This window comes from Oscillibacter valericigenes (assembly GCF_016902445.1).
Classification (GTDB): Bacteria; Bacillota; Clostridia; order Oscillospirales; family Oscillospiraceae; genus Oscillibacter; species Oscillibacter avistercoris.
This window is the reverse complement of the sequence record NZ_JACSNX010000001.1, coordinates 102,377-123,182: the sequence shown is the minus strand read 5'-3', so window position 1 is coordinate 123,182 and position 20,806 is coordinate 102,377. Positions and strand designations below refer to the sequence as shown.

Annotated in this window: 18 protein-coding genes and 1 riboswitch; of the genes, 12 read left to right on the top strand and 6 right to left on the bottom strand. The window is 65.4% G+C overall.

Features of this window, described 5'->3' with window-relative positions; genetic code table 11:
• Positions 1-210: 210 nt before the first annotated feature.
• The 5 genes from H9X91_RS00575 (at position 211) to H9X91_RS00555 (ending at position 4,297) form a co-directional block, all read left to right on the top strand.
• The gene (locus tag H9X91_RS00575; protein WP_204801461.1) at positions 211-1,437 is read left to right on the top strand and encodes a nucleotidyltransferase family protein; all 1,227 of its coding nucleotides are present in this window, start codon (positions 211-213) and stop codon (positions 1,435-1,437) included.
• Between the two features lie 19 nt (positions 1,438-1,456).
• Complete coding sequence (locus H9X91_RS00570) at positions 1,457-2,389, top strand: DUF3298 and DUF4163 domain-containing protein (RefSeq protein ID WP_204801460.1); 933 nt, start codon at positions 1,457-1,459, stop codon at positions 2,387-2,389.
• Positions 2,390-2,500: 111 nt separating this feature from the next.
• The gene (locus tag H9X91_RS00565) at positions 2,501-2,842 is read left to right on the top strand and encodes a PadR family transcriptional regulator (RefSeq protein WP_204801459.1); all 342 of its coding nucleotides are present in this window, start codon (positions 2,501-2,503) and stop codon (positions 2,840-2,842) included.
• A 1-nt stretch (position 2,843) separates the two neighbouring features.
• The gene (locus H9X91_RS00560; protein ID WP_204801458.1) at positions 2,844-3,581 is read left to right on the top strand and encodes a permease prefix domain 1-containing protein; all 738 of its coding nucleotides are present in this window, start codon (positions 2,844-2,846) and stop codon (positions 3,579-3,581) included.
• The gene (locus H9X91_RS00555) at positions 3,578-4,297 is read left to right on the top strand and encodes a hypothetical protein (RefSeq protein WP_204801457.1); all 720 of its coding nucleotides are present in this window, start codon (positions 3,578-3,580) and stop codon (positions 4,295-4,297) included. The genes H9X91_RS00560 and H9X91_RS00555 overlap by 4 nt, the downstream gene beginning before the upstream one ends.
• Before the next feature lie 42 nt (positions 4,298-4,339).
• On the opposite strand, the gene H9X91_RS00550 is transcribed toward H9X91_RS00555, so the two are convergent.
• The 4 genes from H9X91_RS00550 to H9X91_RS00535 form a co-directional block, all read right to left on the bottom strand.
• The gene (locus H9X91_RS00550; RefSeq protein ID WP_204801456.1) at positions 4,340-5,386 is read right to left on the bottom strand and encodes a flavodoxin family protein; all 1,047 of its coding nucleotides are present in this window, start codon (positions 5,384-5,386) and stop codon (positions 4,340-4,342) included.
• A gap of 17 nt (positions 5,387-5,403) precedes the next feature.
• Positions 5,404-6,654 carry a Rossmann-fold NAD(P)-binding domain-containing protein gene (locus H9X91_RS00545; RefSeq protein ID WP_204801455.1) on the bottom strand — a complete coding sequence of 417 codons (1,251 nt, stop codon included), beginning with the start codon at positions 6,652-6,654 and terminating at the stop codon, positions 5,404-5,406.
• 41 nt (positions 6,655-6,695) lie between these two features.
• A complete protein-coding gene (locus H9X91_RS00540; protein WP_243414368.1) occupies positions 6,696-11,507 on the bottom strand; it encodes a nicotinate-nicotinamide nucleotide adenylyltransferase in 4,812 nt (1,603 codons plus the stop codon).
• Between the two features lie 129 nt (positions 11,508-11,636).
• Complete coding sequence (locus H9X91_RS00535) at positions 11,637-12,500, bottom strand: rhomboid family intramembrane serine protease (protein ID WP_204801454.1); 864 nt, start codon at positions 12,498-12,500, stop codon at positions 11,637-11,639.
• A 200-nt stretch (positions 12,501-12,700) separates the two neighbouring features.
• Positions 12,701-12,795, top strand: a riboswitch (SAM riboswitch).
• Between the two features lie 92 nt (positions 12,796-12,887).
• Between H9X91_RS00535 and metK the strand changes: the two genes are divergently transcribed.
• A complete protein-coding gene (gene metK / locus H9X91_RS00530) occupies positions 12,888-14,078 on the top strand; it encodes a methionine adenosyltransferase (protein ID WP_204801453.1) in 1,191 nt (396 codons plus the stop codon).
• Between the two features lie 68 nt (positions 14,079-14,146).
• Here metK and H9X91_RS00525 read toward each other — a convergent pair whose 3' ends face one another.
• Complete coding sequence (locus tag H9X91_RS00525) at positions 14,147-14,593, bottom strand: GNAT family N-acetyltransferase (protein WP_204801452.1); 447 nt, start codon at positions 14,591-14,593, stop codon at positions 14,147-14,149.
• Between the two features lie 175 nt (positions 14,594-14,768).
• Here H9X91_RS00525 and H9X91_RS00520 point away from each other — a divergent pair, with 175 nt between their 5' ends.
• Positions 14,769-15,326 carry a hypothetical protein gene (locus tag H9X91_RS00520; protein WP_204801451.1) on the top strand — a complete coding sequence of 186 codons (558 nt, stop codon included), beginning with the start codon at positions 14,769-14,771 and terminating at the stop codon, positions 15,324-15,326.
• A gap of 83 nt (positions 15,327-15,409) precedes the next feature.
• Here H9X91_RS00520 and H9X91_RS00515 read toward each other — a convergent pair whose 3' ends face one another.
• Positions 15,410-15,835 (bottom strand): ferritin family protein, encoded by a 426-nt coding sequence (locus H9X91_RS00515; protein ID WP_204801450.1) that lies wholly within the window; start codon positions 15,833-15,835, stop codon positions 15,410-15,412.
• 171 nt (positions 15,836-16,006) lie between these two features.
• Between H9X91_RS00515 and H9X91_RS00510 the strand changes: the two genes are divergently transcribed.
• From H9X91_RS00510 to H9X91_RS00490, 5 genes are all read left to right on the top strand, one after another.
• Positions 16,007-17,023, top strand: a complete 1,017-nt coding sequence (locus tag H9X91_RS00510) for a glycosyltransferase family 2 protein (protein ID WP_204801449.1) — start codon at positions 16,007-16,009, stop codon at positions 17,021-17,023.
• 19 nt (positions 17,024-17,042) lie between these two features.
• Positions 17,043-18,566, top strand: coding sequence for an O-antigen ligase family protein (locus H9X91_RS00505; RefSeq protein WP_204801448.1), 1,524 nt, complete (start codon positions 17,043-17,045; stop codon positions 18,564-18,566).
• Positions 18,563-18,871, top strand: coding sequence for a hypothetical protein (locus H9X91_RS00500; protein WP_243414367.1), 309 nt, complete (start codon positions 18,563-18,565; stop codon positions 18,869-18,871). Before H9X91_RS00505 ends, H9X91_RS00500 begins: the two co-directional genes overlap by 4 nt.
• A gap of 171 nt (positions 18,872-19,042) precedes the next feature.
• Positions 19,043-19,885 carry a tyrosine-type recombinase/integrase gene (locus tag H9X91_RS00495; RefSeq protein WP_204801447.1) on the top strand — a complete coding sequence of 281 codons (843 nt, stop codon included), beginning with the start codon at positions 19,043-19,045 and terminating at the stop codon, positions 19,883-19,885.
• 123 nt (positions 19,886-20,008) lie between these two features.
• A complete protein-coding gene (locus H9X91_RS00490) occupies positions 20,009-20,803 on the top strand; it encodes a tyrosine-type recombinase/integrase (protein ID WP_204801446.1) in 795 nt (264 codons plus the stop codon).
• The last annotated feature ends 3 nt before the right edge of the window (positions 20,804-20,806 follow it).

The following is a 20,806-nucleotide window of genomic DNA, read 5'->3' as shown; positions in this document are numbered from 1 at the left end:
TATACCAGAGATTTTCCAGGTTACAACCGCCATTTTGAACGAAGTGTCATTTTTTTCACCGGAAAATTCCAGCATTTGGGCTGGGACTGGACGTTTTGCACAAAGTGTGATACCATCTTCTCAGAGGAAAAGGCAGAGAGAGCATGTCAAAAAATTGACGACTCTGACACCGGACTGTAACTTTTTTGTCATTTGGAAGGGGAGAAATCCGTGCGGGCCGCGGGTATAATCGTAGAATACAATCCGCTCCACAGCGGCCACCTGCGCCTGCTGGAGGCGGGCCGGGCGGCGCTGGGGCCGGACACGGCCATGGTCTGTGTGATGAGCGGGAATTTCGTTCAGCGGGGGGACTTCGCCCTGCTGCGCAAGCATGCACGTGCCAGGGCCGCTGTGGAGAGCGGCGCGGACCTGGTGCTGGAGCTGCCGCTGCCCTGGGCGGTGTCCTCGGCGGAGGGATTCGCCGACGGCGGCGTGCAGGCGCTGGCGGCCACAGGGCTGGTGGACCATCTGCTGTTCGGCAGCGAGTGCGGAGACGCCGCCGCACTGGAGCGCGTCGCCGCAGCCCTGCTGACCCCGGACTTCCGGGAGCGGCTCCGGCGGGAGCTGCCGGGGGCGGTGAGCTTCGCCGCCGCCCGCCAGCGGGCCCTGGCGGGGCTGGTGCCCCCGGCGGACGCCGCCCTGCTGGCGTCGCCGAACAACATTCTGGGCATTGAATACTGTAAGGCCCTGCTGCGGCAGAAGGCGCCCCTTCGGCCGGTGACGATCCGGCGGGAGGGCAGCGCCCATGACGGGGCTCTGGCACCGGGGGCCCACCCCTCGGCTTCCGGTCTCCGGTCACTGCTGCGGCAGGGGAAGCGGGAGGAGGCCCTGGCCCTGCTGCCCCCGGCTATGGCCCGGGCCTATGCGGCGGAGGAGGCCGCCGGCCGGGCCCCGGTGTTCCGGGAGAACAGTGAGCGGGCCATTCTGGCCCGGCTGCGGTCCATGACAGAGGCGGACTTCGCCGCCCTGGACCAGGGGCGGGAGGGCCTGTGGAACCGGCTGTACGACGCCTCCCGCACGGCCGCCACGCTGCAGGCGCTGCTGGAGGCCGCCAAGACCAAGCGGTACGCCCTGGCCCGGCTGCGGCGGATGACACTGTGGGCCTATCTGGGGCTGACGCCGGCGGATGTGCCGGAGCGGATGCCCTATCTGCGGGTGCTGGCAGCCAGCGGCACCGGCTGCCGCCTGCTGGCGGAAATGCGGACGTCTGCCGCCGCCCCGGTGCTGACAAAGCCGGCACAGGTCCGGCAGCTGGGCCCGGAGGCCCGGCGGCTGTTTGCCCACGAGGTCCGTGCAACAGATCTGTATACCCTGGCGTATCCCCGCCTGGAGGCCGCCGAAGGCGGCACGGAGTGGCGGGAAGGTCCCGTGATCTTAGGAGGGCCTGCGCCCTGCTGAGGAAAGGAGAGACCCCCTGATGAAACGATTGATCGCCCTGATGGCCCTGCTGGGCACGCTGACTGCCTGTTCTGCCCCGGCGGAGCCGGCAGCGACCGAGCAGAAGGAGACGCCTGCCGCAGAGGAGAGCGTCACGGCGGAGCCCCCCGCGTCCCTGGATGACAAGGCCACGTTTTCCGCCGCCGCGCCGGAAAAGCTGACCTATTCTGTGACGCTGGAGACCCTGGAGGACACTTCTGAGGCAGGGGACGGCACCGTGCTGATCCACCGGACCTACACGCTGCCGGTGATCTCGGTGGAGACGGCGGACGGCACCGCTGTGACGGAGGCCTCCACTCCGGCGGAGACGGAGGCGCTGACCGTGGCCCAGACCTTCAACGACCAGTTCCGGGCCTGGGCGGCATCGGACGGGGCCGATGAAATGGCGGCGGGAGCGGAGGAGGACCGGGCCTTCCGGGCCGAGTCCGGGCTGGAATGGCACCCTTATGAGCTGGAGCTGGACTGCTCTCTGTACCAGACGGAGGAGCTGATCAGCGTCCAGGCCGAGTATTACAGCTATACGGGGGGCGCGCATCCCAACACGGTGCTGCTGGCCTGGAACTATGACCTGACCACCGGCCAGTTCCTGACGCCGGAGCAGCTGGCGGCGGACGGGCAGGCATTTTCCGAGGCGGTCCGGGCGGAACTCCTCCGCCAGAGCCAGAAGACGGCTGCGGACAATGACATGGCGCCGGAAGAGTATTTCTGGTCCAACTACGAGGAGATCCTCGCCGGATGGAGCAGCTATGCCGTCTCCTTTGACGAGACGGGGATGACGGTGGGGTTTTCGCCCTTTGAGCTGGCGGCCTATGCCGCCGGACCCCAGATCTATCATCTGCCCTACGAGACATTTGCCGGATATCTCAGCATCCATGGCCTGGCCATGCTGGGCCTGGCGGCTGCGGAAAAATAGACAAAACGCACGGGGATTTCCCGTGCGTTTTTCACACTTGACATACCTAGAATTGCTATGTATGCTATAAGCATAGCAACTCTAGGTATTTTGCGTTTCAGGAGGTGCCCTATGGCAAAGAAGCAGACCATGGATCACGCTCAGCTGCTGGTGCTGTCCCTGCTGGCGGGAGAGGACATGTACGGCTACCAGATGATCGTGGAGCTCTCCCGCCGGTCCGACCACACCTTTGAGATGAAGGAGGGGACGCTGTACCCGGTGCTCCACGGGCTGGAGCGGGAGGGGCTGGTGGAGGCGTACCAGCAGGAGGCCCCCACCGGCCGGGTACGGAAATACTACCACCTCACCCGCCGGGGGACGGCGGCCCTGAAGGAGGAGGCCCAGGCCTGGCAGACCTACTCCGGCGCTGTGAACGCCGTGCTCCGGGCCTGCCCGGCGCTGGGGCTGGCGTGATATGGACAGGCGGCAGTATACAGACCGGGTCCTAACCTCCCTGCGCCGCGTGACGGCGAAGGAGCGGGAGGCCATCCGACAGGAGCTGGACGGCCACATGGAGGACCACATGGATGCCCTGCGGGAGCTGGGCTACGACGAGGCGCTGGCGGAAGAGCGCACCATCGCCGCCATGGGGGACCCGGAGGAAGTGGGCCGGGAGCTGAACCGGCAGTACCCTTCCCGGTGGCTGGTGGTGAAGTGGGGGGCCCAGGGGGCGGCGGTACTGCTGATGCTGTTTCTGCTCTCCGGCTGGTGGGATGTGCTTGACAATCTGGTCTGCTACGCCCGTGCCCGGCTGTGGCCCGGAACCTTTGCCAATGTGGAGTGGCTGGCCCGGGAGACAGGTCAGGGAGAGGTGGACGTGATTGAAAAAACGGAACAGCGGGCGGAGCTGGGCACCATGACCGTCCGGGTCTGGCAGGTGGGGCTGGATCAGGCGTCGGAGCGGGGCGGCACGGCGTATGTGGCTTTCAGCTGCTGGGATGAAGAACCCTGGGCGGAGCCGCCGGGCTACATCGAAGTGTACAATGACGCCGACGGCGCGGGGGCTGTCCAGTCCATGGGCGGCAGCTGGGGCAGGGCCTATGCGGTTCCGGCCGCCTATGGCGATACCCTCCGGGTCTGCTGGTATGATGAGCTGGATCACCAATATGAGACCCTGCTGACGGTGGAACTGCCTTGGGAGGAATCACCATGAAAACAAAACGGCCCAAGCTGCCCATGCCCCGCAGACGGTTGGCGCTGCTGTGGCTGCTGGTCCCCTGTCTGCTTTTGCTGGCGGCCTACATCACCGACGTTTACCGGTTCACACCGGATCAGGCCCAGCGGCTGGAGGAAAAACGCCGCCTGTTGGAGCCCATGGAGGTCCTCTGGCAGGGAGATGTTCCCTGGGAACAGGAGGTTCCCGCCATAGCTCGCTTTACCGCCAATGAGCGCGCGGTTGGCTTCAGTGAGTATGACTTCCGCTGGCGGGCCGGAGGGTGGCAGGGATTTCTATCTCTCACGCCCCGGGAAAATGACCGCCCCTTTACGGCGGGCTGCAGTTGGTTTGAACGCCAGCTGGAGGAGGGGGAGGTTGTGTCAGAGAAGGCACCATACCTTTGGGAGCAATACCGGTCGTCTCTGACAGAGAAATTCGTCTATGTCTACGGCTGTCTGGAATCGCCGGAGGTGGAGGAACTAGTGGTGGAGTTCGAGCCGTCAAATTTCCTGTTGGAACCTCAGCCCTCCCTAACTGTGCATCTGACGGCGGCGGACTGGATCATGGGCGCTGACGGCACGGCATACTTCGTCTGCCCGCTGGAGCCTTGTCGGGCAGTACAGTCCATCACCTGCTTCGTCACAGCTTATGACAAAGATGGGAGGTCTTTGGGTACTCGCTGCGTCACCGGCATGGAACACTGGGTGGAGTGAAAAAGCGGAGCCGCCGGAAATTCCCGGCGGCTCCGCTTTCTGTCATAAAAGCTGACATAACATATTCTCCGCAAACCGCTCCGCCCGCTCGCCGATCCCCGGCAGGGCCAGGGCCTCACCCTTGTCGTTGGCGGTCTCCAGCATACAGAAGCGCCCCGGCAGCCAGAAGCCCTTGTTCATCCCCATAGCCCCCGCCACCTGGCTGGCCACGATGTCCCCGCCGGAGTAGCCGGACACCACAATGGCGAACACCGCCTTGTCCGCGAAGGAGGCGGTACGGTACAGGGCCGTCAGCCGGTTGATGGCCGCCGTCAGGTTGGCGGACAGGGCGTCGTTGTAGTTGGGGCACAGCAGCACCACGGCATCCGCCTCCAGAATGGCGGGGTACACCTCCTGCACCATGACGCCGCCGTAGAAGCAGCCGCCCTGCTCCCCGTAGTGGAGGCAGGTGGTGTAGGGGCAGCCGGCGCAGTCCTCCAGCGTGCCGTTCCGCAGGCCGATCTCCGTGATGTCACACCGGTCTCCCAGCCGGTCCCGCACCAGCCCCCACAGGGCCAGGGTGTTGGAGGTGGCCCGGCTGGAGGCGTGGAGCACCAGCAGCCGCGGCCGTGCCAGCCGGGGCGGGGAGAAGGCCAGCACCCGCGACCCCAGATCCGCCGCCGCCAGGCGGTAGGCCGCATCCAGCGAACAGCCGGCGTTCCGGGCCTGGACGGTGAAGTTCCGCAGGCTGCCGGTGCCCTCCACCAGCGGGCGGCCCACGAAGGCGCACCCGGCCAGGTTTGCCGCCAGCGCCAGCTCCCGGCCCGCCGCCTTGGTGTACAGGTCCCCGGGGGCGTCTGTCAGCACGCCCCCCACGCAGCCCTCCAGACACCCGGGATGGGTGCGGAGAGCGGCCAGCAGGTCAGAAACGCTGTGGTTCACGCCGCCCTCGTCCAGGGAGAGGACGAACAGCAGCCGCCGCCCGTGGAGGGGCGCCTCCAGCCGGGTCAGGACCTCCGCCCGCCGCCCCGCCAGCGCGGCCTCCAGCACCCCGGCGCACCGGGGAGAGGCCGCCCCGCCGGGGAGCAGCACGGTGAGTTGTTCAGCCATGGCGGCATCTCCTTTTATCAGATGATCTCCCGCAGCAGGGCCTGGGTCTCCCGCAGCCGCTCAAACAGCGGCGCGGGCAGGGAGACGGTCTCGATCTCCAGACCGGCGGCGGTCAGCCGGTTGCGGACGCCGAACCACACGTCCCCCAGGGCCACGGAGCTGCAGTGCCAGCTCCGCCGCAGCGTCAGCAGCAGCTGCATGGCGCCGGAGGAGATGGCGGGGGCCACATAGGGCTTGAATCCCAGCTCCCGGATCCGCAGATTGGCGGTGGTCACCAGGTCCGTCAGCTCCCGGGACAGGCCGTCGTCATAGTGGGTGAGGGAGTTGGCGATCACCAGCCCCTGGCCGTGGGGGCCATAGCTGCGGCCGTCGGTGAGAAAGCTGCGGAACCGGGGATCCTGCCTGGAGAAGTAGGCCGCCCGGGCGTTCATCACGCCCAGGCCGAAGCCCTGGATCTGTTCCGCCCGGAGGCCCATCCCGTCCCACTGGCCGTCCGCCCCCTGGTTGGAGGCCAGATATGCCGCCTTGCACAGCGGATCCACCGGGTCTGACAGCACGACGAACAGCCCGCCGAATCCCGCCTGCCGGGCCTGGCGGGCGTACTGCTCCACCAGGGGGCGGTTGGCGCCGAACTGGGCCATCCGCACGTCCCGGACGCCGCCGCCCACCGGCGGCACGCCCCGGGTGGCGGCGAAGAGGAACACATCGCACCGGAACAGGTCCTCCGGTGCCACCGGCTCCACCTCCGGCAGGGCGTCATAGTCCCAGGGCCAGGACACCTGGCCCAGCTCCGTGACCCAGCGGGTCACGGCCTTTTCGTTCAGATCGCAGATACCGATGCTCTCGATGCAGTCGCCGCCCAGCAGCTTCAGAGCGGTGAGCAGAGTGCTGCCCACGTCACCCACTGCCAGCAGATTCACCCGTACCCGCGGCGGCAGCTGCATGGACGGGGCCATGGCAAATTCCGCCCAGCGGGGGTGGCGGATGTTGACGGCCCGCAGCAGGCGGGCGTCGATGGTGTGCTGGATCCGCTTGGGCAGGACAGGCGCCGGGACGCCCATCCGGGCGGGGTCCAGCCAGGAGACGTCCTCCGTTCCCGCCGTCAGCTGCCGGGCGTCGGAGACACAGAAGGAGGAACGGCCGGATACCGGGTCCCGGTCGATGAGGAACAGGCCGGGGCTGCCGGAGGTGGGGCGGTCCGCCGCCTCCAGAGGCAGGTCCGGCAAAAGCGAGGCGAAAACCGTCTCGCCGTGGCGGTAATAGTGCATGAAGGGCTCCTTTCCCCTGCCGGCTGCGGCAGGGCCACATTTTATTCCAGCACGTTCCGCATCCGCAGCAGCATCTTCAGGTCGTTCTGCAGAAACACAGAGGCGGGGAGGCTGGGGTCATAGTGCATGCAGCTGCCCTTGTCCGGGGAAAGGGGCAGGATCACCGCCTCGCTGAGACGGGAGAGGGTCAGGTTGCGGGCGTACCGCTCCCGGAAGGTGGACTCCAGGGCCAGCAGGATGTCTCTTGCGTTCTCCAGACACGTGCAGGAGAAACGGAACACCGCCTCCCGGTCGCAGTTCTTGTAGAACCGGGGGAAGGCATAGGGCAGGATCAGATTCACCGCCGGTGTCAGGCCTGGGACGGAGGGCTCGTCGTGGCCCACGGTGTCGCCGCCGATGAAGGGGTACATGGTGGACTCCACGAACCAGGACTCCATGTTGGGAATGAAGTAGACGCTGTCCACGCTGAGGCCCTTGGCGGCAATCAGATCCCTGCCCCGGCCGGACAGCAGGCCCACCAGCACCTGGTCGATGACCACGCCCTCCTGCCGGAACAAGGGGTCCAGGGCGTTGATCCGGGTGCCGGAGTGCAGCAGGTCGTCCACCAGGATCACCGGCCGGCGGAAGGAGTGGATGGTGCGGATCTGGCTTTCCAGCGGGGCATAGCCCGGGAAGCTCTCGATGGTGAAGGACCGCAGATCCTGGGCGAACACCTTGTCGGTGTGGATGGTCTTGGTGACGGTGTTGGGGATGGCGTTGCCCCGCAGGATCTTGCCGAAGGGCACGCACATCTTGGGCCCCAGCACCCGGGGCACGGTGGGCTCTGCCCGGACGCCGTTGAGGTCCGCGATCTTCCGCACCAGCCGGTGGTAGATGACCTCCGCGTTCAGCGACAGGATCAGGGAACCGGGATACAGGCCGGTGAGGGCCCGCTGCATGTTCCGGTGGGCGGCCTTCACCGCCTTCAGGACCGCGGGGTCGGAGGAGAAGGGCTCCTTCAGCGTGGTGGGGATATTCTGCAGCAGGACGGAGGGGGAGCGCATGTCCACCAGCAGCAGCGGCTGCCGGCTGGGCAGCTCCGCCCGGACGAAGCCCTGCCGCTCCAGCAGGTCCAGCGTGTCCTCCGATGCGGGGCCGTACCAGACGGCGTAGCCGCAGTCCTCGCTGATGGCCCGGGAGAGGGCCTCCGTCATCAGCAGCTGCCCTACATCGTGGCCGCCGGCGGCACCGGGGACTACGGTGAGGCTGGTGAGCAGCCGGATCTTGCCGGCTGTGCGCCTGCGGACGAAGTCCGCCAGCTCCGGATCCTCCAGAGCCTCATACAGACTGCCGGAGTTCACGGTCCGCAGTGTCAGGAAGCCCAGCAGCCGGGACCGTGGGCCGCCGCTGCGCAGCAGGCAGACGCCGTCCCGGGGGTCGGTCTGCGGCGCCGGGGCCCGGGCCTGCAGCAGCGCCTCCGTCACCTCCTCCCACAGCATCCGGTTGGGCTGAGAGATGTGGGAGAACACCAGGTCTCCCGCCCGGAGGATCTGCTTGTACTGAGGCTCCCGGAGGTAGAGGCTGTTGCGGTAGATAAAGTCCTGGACCACCGGGTCGATGAGACTGGAGATGTCCCGGCCCAGATCGATGTTCTCCCGGATGCGGGTGGAGCTGATGTCCTCCAGATGGGTGGGCAGCTGCAGCTGGATGACGCGGCCGGAGATCCGGCTCAGGTCCGCCTCGATCTCCTGCCCCTCTGCGCCGCTGGAGCGTCGGAAGACGATGTGATTCAGGGAGTGGACGGATCCCGGTGACGGCGCCGCCCGGTAGGAGGAGGCGTTGGCCACCACATCAGACCCCACTGCCAGATACAGCTCCCGGCCGGCAAAGACCTGCCGCAGGCGGTCCAGATCCTCCGGCGTGGCCAGATTCACCGGGATGTCGTGGGGGAAGAGGTACACGTCGAACTCATCCGCCACGGACATGCTGACGATCTGCCGACGCACCAGGGAGGGCTGGGTCTTCTTGGACCAGGAGAATTCGTCCACCGCCAGATAGACCTCCATCCCCAGGTTCCGGATGGCCTGGACGATGCCCTTGTGGCTGAGGGAGAAGGGGTCGAAGGTTCCGGGGAAGAAGGCCGCGCCGGCGGGAGCGCGGAAGGAGAATGCCCCGCACTCGATCTGATAGGAGACGATGAAGCGGTAGATGTGGGAGAGGGCCGCGGCGGTGTAGAAAAAGCTCAGCTCCTGCTCCGGCTGCTCACCCAGCAGGAAGAGGATCTTCTTGGCCATCAGGGTGAAGAGGGCGGCCTTGTCCGCCCGGGAGAGGACCTGGGAGCCGAAAATCCGTTCTCCCAGGATCTGCAGGGCCTCCTGCCGGACGCTCTGGCGGTAGGAGGCCAGGCCCTTCAGCAGCAGGCCTGCCAGCCGCTGCCAGCGCCGCTTCAGGACCTCCTGAGGCTCCCGGAACCGCCCGGCATAGACGCCGTAATGCTCCAGCATGGCGCCCACGGTGGCCAGGGCTGCGGCCACGATCACCGTATTGGCGGAGGAGAGGAGCAGCTGCATCTGGTCCACGATCTCGTCCAGCTCCCGGGGCGTCAGCCACAGGGCGAACTGGCCCAGATACGCCGGGATGTACTGGGAGATCTCTGTCTGCCCCGTCTCCAGGACCTTGGACAGCTCCACCGCCACCTCGTTCCGGCGGTCCGGCGTCAGCACCGGGGCGATGGCCAGCAGGGAGGCGCCCGCCATCCGGCGGACCACGATGTTCTCACTGACCTTCATCAGGTTGGAGAAGTGGGTGGCGATGTGGAGCACGTTGGCATTGTCCCCCTGCTCCACCTGGTCCAGCAGATATTCCACGCCCACGGCCTTCAGCACCCAGGGGGTGGCGGATTTCAGGTTGTCCAGGAACACGCTGCTCACAGCGTCCTGCCGATCCAGCACGGCCCGCTGGGCGGAGACGTCCAGCCCCAGCATGGCCCCCAGATGGGCCTGCAGGAACAGCAGCGGCGTGCTGCCCTGGCACTCGGCGGCGGCCACGGCGGCGGTGATGTCCGCTGTGTCCGGCCCGTGGGGATCCAGCGCCGTCAGCAGGTGGCGGAACAGCCGCAGGGCGGCGGCCTTCTGGGGCAGGCCGCCCCACTTCAGCCACCAGACGGCGAAGGATGTCAGAAGATGCAGGTCCTCGCCGGATACCCGCTCCAGCGGCAGGCTCAGCACCGTGTCCAGCAGGGCGAAGGCGGCGTCCGCCTCCACCAGCTCCGGCCGGCGGTAATGGCGGAACAGCTCCCCGGCAAAGCGGGGGGCGTCGGCGTCGGAGCAGTTCATCAGCAGGGCATCCGCCGCGGTCTTGGCCTGATAGCGGATCATGCTGATCTGCCGGGGGGTCAGCCGGCGGTCCGGGTCGATGAGCCTGGCCAGGTACTCCGCCCACAGCTGGAAGGGCAGGTCCTCCTCCGGGTCCGGCGGGGCGTCCGCCGGCGGCTCCTTCTGATAGCCCAGACGGAAGACCGCCAGGATGCGGCCGATGAGGGCGGCGGCCCTGCGGCGGATATTGCCGTCCGGCATCATCAGCAGCTCATAGAGGAACTCCAGGGTCTGCTGCTTCTGGGAGGCGTTCCAGTAGGTGAAATACTCTTCGAAGATGGACACATACGCCTGCAGCCGGGCAGGGTCCTTCTCGCCCCGGGCGGCCTCCAGCGTATTGCCGAACAGCTGCTCGTGGCCCAGCCGGTGCATCAGACGGATGTTGTGGTCCACGGCGGTGCGCCGCAGAGCGGGGACCACCTCGCCGGCCTCCAGCAGGGCGGCGTTTTTTGCCGCCGGCGGCGTGCCTCTCGGGGTGCGGAGCGTGGTATCCACGCCGAAGGAGATGAGGTAGTCCTCAAAGTCCCGCAGTTTGGCGTAGACGTACCGGTACCGCATCCGCTTGGCGTCGTCCACATCATCCAGCTTGCTGAGGATGACGTCAAAGGCCTCCTGCAGGGAGTAGAGGCGGGGGATCTCCCGGTGCTGGTCATCATAGATCTGCTTCACCCGGAAATCCGCGTACACCAGGGCCAGGGACTCGGAGGACAGGTTCTCGATCTCCAGGTCCCAGACGGAGTGGTTGGCGGCGATGTGGCCCAGGGCCGTCAGCCCACGGCGGGTGAACCACTGATCCGTGTAGTAGTAGTGGAGGTAGGCCACACGTTCTCCGGGCTTGCAGCCGAACTTGCCCAGGTCGTGGCCCAGGGCGGCGCCGGAGATCAGCCCCAGGTCGATGAGCCCGCCGGCGGAGCGGAAGGCTCTGGCCACCTGCATGGCCACATGGTGGACACCGGCGATGTGGTCCAGGGTCTGGAAGGGCGTCACCTCCCGGCCCAGCCGCAGCAGCTCGTAGATGTATTCCTCCCGGAACCGCCGGAGAAAGCGGCGGTACTCCTCCGCCACGCCGCTGTGGGAGAGCTCCTCCTCCGTGCACAGCTCAAAGTCCAGCCAGAGATCAAAGGGCAGACTGACCCGCTCCAGATCAAAGAGCACCTGGAGGAACTGGAGAAAGCACAGGGCCCCATCCCGCTGTGCGGCGGTGTGTCCGGCGTCCGCCGCCGGATACAGCAGCGACCGGGCGGTCTCATAGGCGCAGGACAGCCAGCCCTCCGCCGGCTCCGGCGATATCCGGTCCAGCAGGGGGCGGAAGGCATCCAGAGCGGCGGCGCAGGAGACACGGCGCTCCGTGGGCGCCAGATCCCGGCACAGTCCGCACCAGTCCACCGGGGCGAAGAGCTGCTCCGCATCCGCATGGGACATGGTCAGCTTTTTGAAGAAGGCGGGCGCGGCAAAGGCTGCCGCCCGGCTCTGCAGCGGGATATCCATCGGTCGTACCATCGGTCCCTTCTCCTTTCCGGACAGGTCTTGGTCGCTACCAGTATATCGCAAATGTGTGTGGGAGGGAAGGAATATCTCCATCCGGCGGCGAAAAAGAGGCCCTGTCCGCAGGACAGGGCCTCTGGGTGCTCACTGGGTGAAATGGGTGTGGTTGAAGATGTGATCCTCGCAGAAGCAGTGGTAGCCCGCGCACTTGGAGCAGTACCGGAACTGCAGGTCCGGGAAGTCGGCGTCCGTGCGGCCGCAGACCTCGCATTTGTGGCGGTAGCCCTGCTGCTGGGCCTTCTTCTGCTGCTTTACAGCGGATTTGAAATGGATGGTCTGGGGAGAGTTCTGATGCCGGACGGCAAAGCCGAATTCCCTCAGCAGGTCTGCGATCCTGTCCCAGAAGAACACCAGATATACCAGCAGCACGGCCAGCAGCTGGGGCAGGGTGAACAGAGCCGCCCACAGACCGTTGCGGAGCAGATCGTAGCCCGTCAGAACCACATAGAGCACCGCCAGCCACTTGGCCTTGACCGGAAGGATCAGATAGACGCGGATCAGCGCGTCGGGGTACAGGGTGGCAAAGGCCAGAAACAGGATCTGGTTGAGGTTCCCGCTGGTGACCACCGGAAACGGCGACCACAGGGCGCTGATCATGCCGAAGACCACCATCAGCACGGCGGATGCCAGATAGAACAGGGTGAATTTGGCGGTGCCCCAGTACTCCTCAATGGAAGTGCCGATGAAGTAGTAGAAGGACAGGCTGATGAAGATCCAGAACAGGGAGCCGTTGGTGGGCAGGAACATCCAGGTGACCAGCCGCCACAGCTCTCCCCGCAGGATGAGATCCGCGTCAAAGTACAGCATATAGCTGGCGTAGCTGTTGGAGAACAGGTCCAGCACGAACACCACGGCCATGACCCCCACCAGGAACTTCATCAGATTCGGAATGCCGAAGCGGGGATGGCTGTATGCGAACCGGTCCACCGCGGCGTTCAGTTTTCTCAAGTTCAAAACCTCCCAGGAAGATGTTGACAGATACCGGAGCTCATTATACCCGATGGGGCGGAAAAAGTCATGTACAATTTTTGAACAGAGGCTCCGGGCGGCGGAATTTTCCGCAGAGGACCGGAATTCTGCGGAAAAGCGCCGGGATCGTATTGACAAACGAAAAAAACCTGTTAAAATAATAGGGACAATTTTATCATCCCTTATCAAGAGTGGCGGAGGGAACGGCCCGATGAACCCACGGCAACCTGCTTATGACAAGGTGCCAAATCCGGCGGTGATCGACAGATGAGGAGCATTGAACAGATCCTTTTGTGCGTTTCGCCGTCGAAACGCGCATTTTTTTCGCCGCTTGATGGGGACGGAACGCTAGAAAGGAACTGTGCTATGGCAAGACATTATCTCTTTACCTCCGAGTCCGTGACGGAGGGACATCCCGACAAGATCTGCGACCAGATCTCCGACGCCGTGCTGGACGCCATTCTGGAGCAGGACCCCAACGGCCGCGTGGCCTGCGAGACCACGGTCTCCACGGGCCTGGTCCACATCATGGGCGAGATCAGCACCGACTGCTATGTGGACATCCCCAAGATCGCCCGGGAGGTGATCCGGGACATCGGCTATGACCGGGCCAAGTACGGCTTTGACTGCGACACCTGCGGCATCATCACCAACATCGACGAGCAGTCCGCCGACATCGCCCTGGGTGTGGACAAGTCCCTGGAGAACAAGGAGGGTGCCGACAGCGAGCTGAGCAACGGCGCCGGCGACCAGGGCATGATGTTCGGCTACGCCTGCGATGAGACGCCGGAGCTGATGCCCCTGCCCATCTCCCTGGCCCAGAAGCTCTGCCGCCGGATGGCAGAGGTCCGCAAGAGCGGGGAGCTCTCCTATATGCGGCCTGACGGCAAGAGCCAGGTCACCGTGGAGTATGACGAGCTGGGCCGCCCCGTCCGGGTGGACACGGTGGTCATCTCCACCCAGCACAGCCCGGAGGTCTCCCTGGACCAGATCCGGAAGGACATGATCGAGCTGGTGGCCAAGGCCGTGATCCCCGCGGACATGCTGGATGAGAAGACGAAGTATTATGTCAACCCGACGGGCCGCTTCGTCATCGGCGGCCCCCAGGGGGACTCCGGCCTCACCGGCCGGAAGATCATCGTGGACACCTATGGCGGCAGTGCCCCTCACGGCGGCGGCTGCTTCTCCGGCAAGGACCCCACCAAGGTGGACCGCTCCGCGGCCTATGCCGCCCGCTGGGTGGCCAAGAACATCGTGGCCGCCGGCCTGGCCCGGCGCTGTCAGGTGCAGCTGGCCTACGCCATCGGCGTGGCCCAGCCGGTGAGCGTGCTGGTGGACACCTTCGGCACCGGCACCGTGGGCGATGACAAGCTGGAGACCGCCGTCCGCAAGGTCTTCGATCTGCGGCCCACGGCCATCATCCGGGACCTGGACCTGCGCAAGCCCATTTACCGCCAGTTGGCGGCTTACGGCCACATGGGCCGGGAGGACCTGGGCGTGGCCTGGGAGAAAACGGACCGGGTGGAGGCCCTGAAGACCGCCGCGGCAGAGGCGTAAGGACCCGGGGCACCGGCCCGCGCGAAGCAGGCGGCACCGCTGATCTCAGCGGCGCCGCCTTTTTGCGCTCACAGCTCCATGGACAAATAGATCATGTCCGACAGAAGGCGACCGCCTTCGTAGATGGGATGGTCGTAATATCGAAGGAAGAAGCCGGGGACCCGGTGGCTCTCCCGGAACCCGCAGGCTTGGTAGAAGGGCAGGGTCAGGGGACTGTCCCCGGTGCCCACCAGCAGCCGCCGTCCGCCGGCGGCCCGGCAGTCCCGCACCGCCCGCTCCACCATGGCGCGGCCGTAGCCCCGGCGGTGAAAGGCCGGCTCCACCGCCAGATTCTTGATCTCGAACACGCCAGGGGCCTCCTCTGTCACCACGCACACCGCCCGGAGGCCGCCGTCGTACAGCGCCGTCAGGACGCCCCGGTCCAAATACCGGTCGATCATGTCCTCCTGCTCGTCCCCCAGCAGCAACAGGGGGAGAAAGTTCCGCTTTTCTGCTTCAATGCGCCGAAATTCCATGGGATCCCTCCAGACTGATCATGCTTATAGGGAAGCACATCCTGCCGCGGCTGTCAAGGCCGGCCGGTCAGAAATGGTCCGATTTTGTCCATTGATGTCGAAAATATTTCAAATCTGCGAAAATTCTGGTATATTAAAAGCGGCGGATCAAGGACGCTGGGGGAGATGGTTCCGGATGGATGAAGAGATTCTGTTGGCAGTGGAGCAGATCGGCGGCAGACTGAGCCGGGACTGTTACTGCGACCTCTGCTGCCTGGTGGAGACTGCCATCCCCCATCTGCCCGGTACCTTTTCCATGGAGGCGCTGTATGCGGAGGCCCGGGCGGAGAGCGGAAAGGAGAAGGACACCCTGGCCAAGTCCCTCTCCCGGGCGGCGGAGGATATCTGGGCCTATGGGGACCGGGAGGCGCTGCGGCAGCTCTTCCGGCGGATGCCCCGGGAGAAGCCTGCCCCCAAGGACCTGGTCCGGGCACTGGCAATGTCTGTGTGGCGGAAGCGGAAAGCCCAGGATCGGCCGCCGGTGCGGTATCAGCTGCTGGAGAGCCTGTATCCCCGGCGGTTCGGCATCCGGGGCGAGTCGTGGGACCCGGCGCGCCAGCTGGTGGTGCTGCTGTACAGCCGGGACCGGGCAGAGGTGGAGCAGCTGGTACAGGCGCTGAACCGGGATCAGGTCCCTCTGCAGGAGGCGCAGGAGCGGTTCCTGTGCGGCGAGGATCTTTACACCCGCTCCTGAGGCGGCGGGCGGAGAACGTATCTAACGTATATAAAGAGACGGCGGAGGGCCTTTCCTTGGAAGGGCCCTCCGCCGTTCCGGCCTCAGAGGAAGGACTTCATCTGTGCGGCGTTGGCTTCCTCGGTGTGCAGCAGCCGCTCCGCCAGATTCCGGATCTCCCGGCTGCAGCCGCTGTAGTCCCCCAGATGCCGGGTGCTTTTGGCGGCGCCCATGGTGTTGCCCTGGATGACCATTTCGGCGATGTTGGAGGGGGAGGGGTCTGCCAGGGTCTTGACGGTGGACAGGACCTCTGCGGAGACCTTGGCCAGCAGGCCCGGGTCCCGGGGCTCCTCTCCCAGGGACCGGAGCAGCTGTTCCGCCTGGTCTGCGATCCGGCGGTATTCGGCGCTCTGCTGGCCCAGGACCCGGCGCAGGCCGTCGTCCCGGACCTGACCGTCCAGGCTGGAAAGGCCCTGGATGCCCATCTCTGCCGTTTCGTGGACGTACTGGAGCAGTTCAATGTCGTTCATGTTTGGATCACCTCGCCTCTAGTATGCCCGGCTTTTCCGGGAAAAGCCGTTGACCTTCCCGGGGAAATCAGGTACAATAGCTCCGTATGAGAGTCCCAGGATCTGGGGAGGCGCCGGGATCCCGGTGCCGCAGTCTGCGTGGGAGCGCCGCAGGGCGCAGGGAGGCCGTCTATGCCAAAGATTTCCGTCATCGTGCCTGTCTATCAGGCAGAGAAGTTCCTGCGGGATTGTGTGGAGAGCGTGCGGCAGCAGACCTTCTCCGACTGGGAGCTGCTGCTGGTGGACGACGGCTGCACCGACGGTTCTCCGGTCATCTGCGACGAACTTGCCCAGACAGACGACCGGATCCGAGTGTTCCACAAGGAAAAAAACAGCGGCGTCAGCGAGACCCGGAACGTGGGACTGGACCACGCTCGGGGGACCTGCATCGCCTTTCTGGATTCGGATGACCGGTACGAGCCCCGGTGTCTGGAGACCCTGTGGGATCTGCGGGAGCGGGCCGGGGCGGACACCGCCGCCTGCGCCCACCTGAACCTGTGGGCCGACGGCAGCGAGACGCCGGAGCCGGTGCTGCCCGCCGGTGTCTACGATGCGGACGCCATCCGGGAGAAGATCGTCTGCCCCCTGCTGGGGGACCGGCTGGCCCAGCCGGTGTTCAACGGCTTTATCTGGCGGTATCTGTTCTCCGCCGAGATCTTTGACAAGCTCCACCTCCGGTATGAGGGCGCCTATCTGGAGGACGAGCTGTTTCTAATGGAGTATTTCTGCAATGCCCGCCGTCTGGCGGTGACGGAGGAGCCCCTGTACCGCTATCTCCAGAACCCGGCCTCCGCCACCCACAAATACATGAAGGACTTCCAGCAGGTCTTCGGCCGCTTCATGGAGCGGAAGGAGGACCTGGCCGCCCGATATGATCTGACGCCGGACCGTCCCCAGTGGCGGGAGAACTCCAACTGGGCCGGGCTGCTGATCGCCATCGGCAATGAGTACGCCCCCGGCAATCCCAAGACCCTCCGGCAGCGGCAGGAGACCATCCGGGCATTGTGCCAGCGGCCGGATATGGCCCACGCCATCCAGACTTTGACGCCTGTGGGCATGAGCCGCAATAAGCAGCTGGCGGCCAGGCTGGTGCGGGGCGGTCACTTCTGGCTGCTCTCCCAGCTGTACCGGATCAAAAACCGCATCTGAAGAAACGAGGTTCCGCTTCATGACCACTCTCCGCGAAAGCTATCTGTATCATCTCTGGGCAGCGCTGTGCACCGTCTACAATGACAGCGGCGTCCACCGCTGCCTGGTGCGCATGGGGGCCTGGTGCAACCGCCAGATCGACGAGAGCCGTGTCCTCCGGGTCCTGTGCCGGGAGGGCGTGGTGGCCCGGGCCTGGGAGGGGAGCTTCCTCTGCTGGCTGCTGACGGCCCTGGTCAACCTGCCCGCCTGGCTGCTCCACAAGCTGTATCTGGCCCTGAAGGCCACGTTTGACGACAGCTTCTTCTCCCGGCTGGCCTTTGAGATGGGCCACGAGACCGCCATTGCCCAGTCCTGGCTCATCATGCTGCTGTGGATCATTCCGTTCTCTCACTGGAACAACGCTTACAGCATGCTGGGCTTTGCCGCCCTGCTGGTGCTGTTCTGCGCCGGCGCCATGTCCCGGAAGGCGTACCGGCTGGACGTGAAGCACATCGGCTTCTACCCGGTGGTGCTGTTCGGGTCCATGTTCCTGGCGGTGCTGTTCTCCTACGAGCCCGCCGCCTCCTTCCGCTTCCTGCTCTACCATATCGCCGCGGCCCTCTGCGTGCTGGTGACGGTCAGCGCCGTCCGGGGCACGGAGGACCTGAAGCGGCTGGCCGCCGGCGGCGGGTTCTGCGTGCTGGTGTCCTCCCTCTACGGCGTCTACCAGCGGATCCAGGGCGTGGAGGTCAACGAGTCCTACGTGGACCTGGAGGTGAACGCCGGCATGCCCGGCCGGGTGCAGTCCTACTTCGACAACCCCAACACCTTTGCGGAGGTGCTGATCCTTCTGCTGCCCCTGGTGCTGGCGCTGATCCTCTGCTCCAGGCGGGGCGTCTCCCGCCTGATGGCCTGCGGCGTGTTTGCCGTAGGCGTGCTGGCCCTGGGCATGACCTACTCCCGGGCCAGCTGGGTGGGCATGGCCTGCGCCCTGGTGGTGCTGGTGTTTTTGTGGAAGCCCAAGCTGATCCCGGCCTTTGCGATCTTGTGTGTGATGATGGTGCCCTTCCTGCCGGATACCATCTGGAACCGGGTCCTGACCATCTTCAACCCGGCGGATACGTCCACCGCCAGCCGCATCCCCCTGTATCAGGCGGCACTGGAGGTCATCCGGACCTCGCCGGTCTCCGGCGCGGGCCTGGGCACCGCCGCCGTGCAGGACTACATCCGCGACTTCAACCTCTACCACGGGGAGGCGCCCTTTGTCCACGCCCACAACTTCTTCCTGCAGGTGTGGATCGAGGCGGGGCTTCTGGGCTTTGTGGGCTTTGTGGGAGCCATGCTGTGGAACATCAAGAAGGCGGCCCATACGGTCCGGCACTGCGCGCTCTCCGCTGCCCGCACCATCACCTGCGCCGGCGCGGCGGCCCTGTGCGGCGCCATGGTCTGCGGTCTGGCGGACTACCTGTGGAACTATCCCCGGGTCATGTGCATCTTCTGGTTCGTGTTCGCGCTGACCATCGCGGGGATCAAAGTCTGCCGCCGGGAGACGGAGGCGGCATGATGGAGGAGAGAGACATCCAAATGGAAGACCCGTTTGCGTTTCTGACACTGAATTTTCTGAAGAAGTCGGAGATCTTTCCCGGCTCCATCGGCACCTTCCGCTACCGGTTCCAGCGGACCGGGAAGGTGAACGACGGCTCGATCCAGGCCTGGGTCTATGAAAACATCTGCTTTGAGAAGGCCCAGCAGATCGAGACGGAGACCTTTCCCTGGACGGAGGAGGGCATGGCGTCCCTGCGGGCGTGGCTGAATGAAAAGCTGCGGGAGCGGGGGAGCGAGACCTACAGTGTCCGGGGAGGACGATAAAAGCGATCATATCTATGCGGCAGCCCGCGGAGATCTCTCCGCGGGCTGCCCTTTTGTACCGGGTTCTGCGCTTTTGGAAAACTTCTCCATGTGCGGAACATATCCGGCGCAGTTTTGGGTATGCTTACAGAAAATGCCCGTCTCTGCACGGGCGGAATTGGAGGAGTCAAGATGGAAGAGATCGGCATCACCCAGCAGTCCATCCGCGCGTTCCGGGAGTTCCTGCTGGAAAATGAAAAGGCGCCCGCCACAGTCCAAAAGTACGTGGGAGAGGCGGAGCACCTGCGGGAGTTTCTGGCGGGAGAGCCCCTCACCAAAAAGGAGCTCCTGGCCTATCGGGAGCACCTGCAGCAGCAGTGCGGCGCACGGACCGTCAACAACAAGCTCTCTGCCGTGAATGCATATCTGCTGTTCCTTGGGGCGGAGCACTGCCACGTAAAGCAGCTGAGAGTCCAGCGGCAGGCCTTTCGGGAGGAGCGCCGGGAGCTGTCGGAAGCGGAATACCGCCGTCTGATCGCTGCCGCCAGAGGGCGGAAGGACCAGCGGCTCTACCACGTGATGCTGACCATCTGCACCACGGGCATCCGGGTGAGCGAGCTGCGCTTCATCACGGCGGAGACCCTGGCGTCCGGCCGGACGGAGATCCGGCTGAAGGGAAAGAGCCGGGTCGTCCTGCTGCCGCGGGAGCTGGCACAGCGGCTCAGGCAGTACGCGCAGGCACGGGGCATCCGAAGCGGCCCGCTGTTCCGTACCAGGACCGGCATGCCTCTGGACCGCAGCAACATCTGGCGTGAAATGAAGACCCTCTGCCGGGAGGCCGGCGTGGCCCCGGAGAAGGTCTTTCCGCACAATCTGCGCCATCTGTTTGCCAGGAGCTTTTACGAGCAGGAAAAGGATCTGGCCCACCTGGCGGACATTCTGGGCCACTCGTCCATTGAGACCACCCGCATCTATGTGGCCGTCAGCACGCAGGTCCACGAGCAGATGCTGCAGCGCATGCGGCTGATCCTCTGAAAACAACATAATAGTCATTCTGTTGTAAAATGTGGCTCTGCAGCTGCGGGAAGGAGTGGATGTGCTGTGGAAAGAGCTGCGGGAGCGGTCCTTCCGGATGCCCCTCCGGGGCAGGAGACCGGGGTGACTGTTTCTTGGGAAGAGATCTGCCGGTATCTGGACAGTCTGGCTGTCCGTGGCAGGCAGCGGGAGACGATCCAGGTCTACCGGCCCAAGCTGGAGGCATTTTTCCGCTTTCTGCCCCGGGACAGGCTGGTCACGGCGCGGACGCTGGAGGACTGGCGGCTCTCCCTGCTGAAGGCGGGCTACTCCCCCGGCACGGTCAACACCCACATCTCAGCGGCCAACGGCCTGCTGGCCTTTCTGGGCCGGCGGGACCTGCAGCTGATCGGCCAGCTGGACACCGGAGAGGAGATCCAGCCGGAGCTGACCAGGGCGGAGTATCTGCGCCTGCTGACCACGGCCCGGACCCAGGGACGGGAGCGCACCTATCTGCTGGTGAAGACATTCGCCCTGACGGGGCTGCGGGTCGGGGAACTGGACCAGATGACGGCAGAGGCGGTGGCAGAGGGCCGGGTCTCTGTCGCTGAGGGCGGCAGACGGCAGGAGGTCCCCATCCCGGCCTGCCTGCAGCGGGAGCTGGAGTCCTACCTTCACCGGACGGGGATCACCGCCGGCCCGGCCTTTCTCACCCGCAGCGGGCGGCCCATGCGGCGGACCCAGGTGAGCGGAGAGATCCGGACCCTGTGCCGGGATGCCCGGGTGGACGCGGAGAAGAGTAACCCCCGCTGCCTGCGCAGGCTGTATCAGGCCACGCAGGAGCAGATCCGGGCAGATGTGCTGTCGCTGGCGGAACAGGCCCATGAACAGCTGCTGGATGCGGAGCAGCGCACGGTGGGATGGGAGAACGGCGGCTGACGG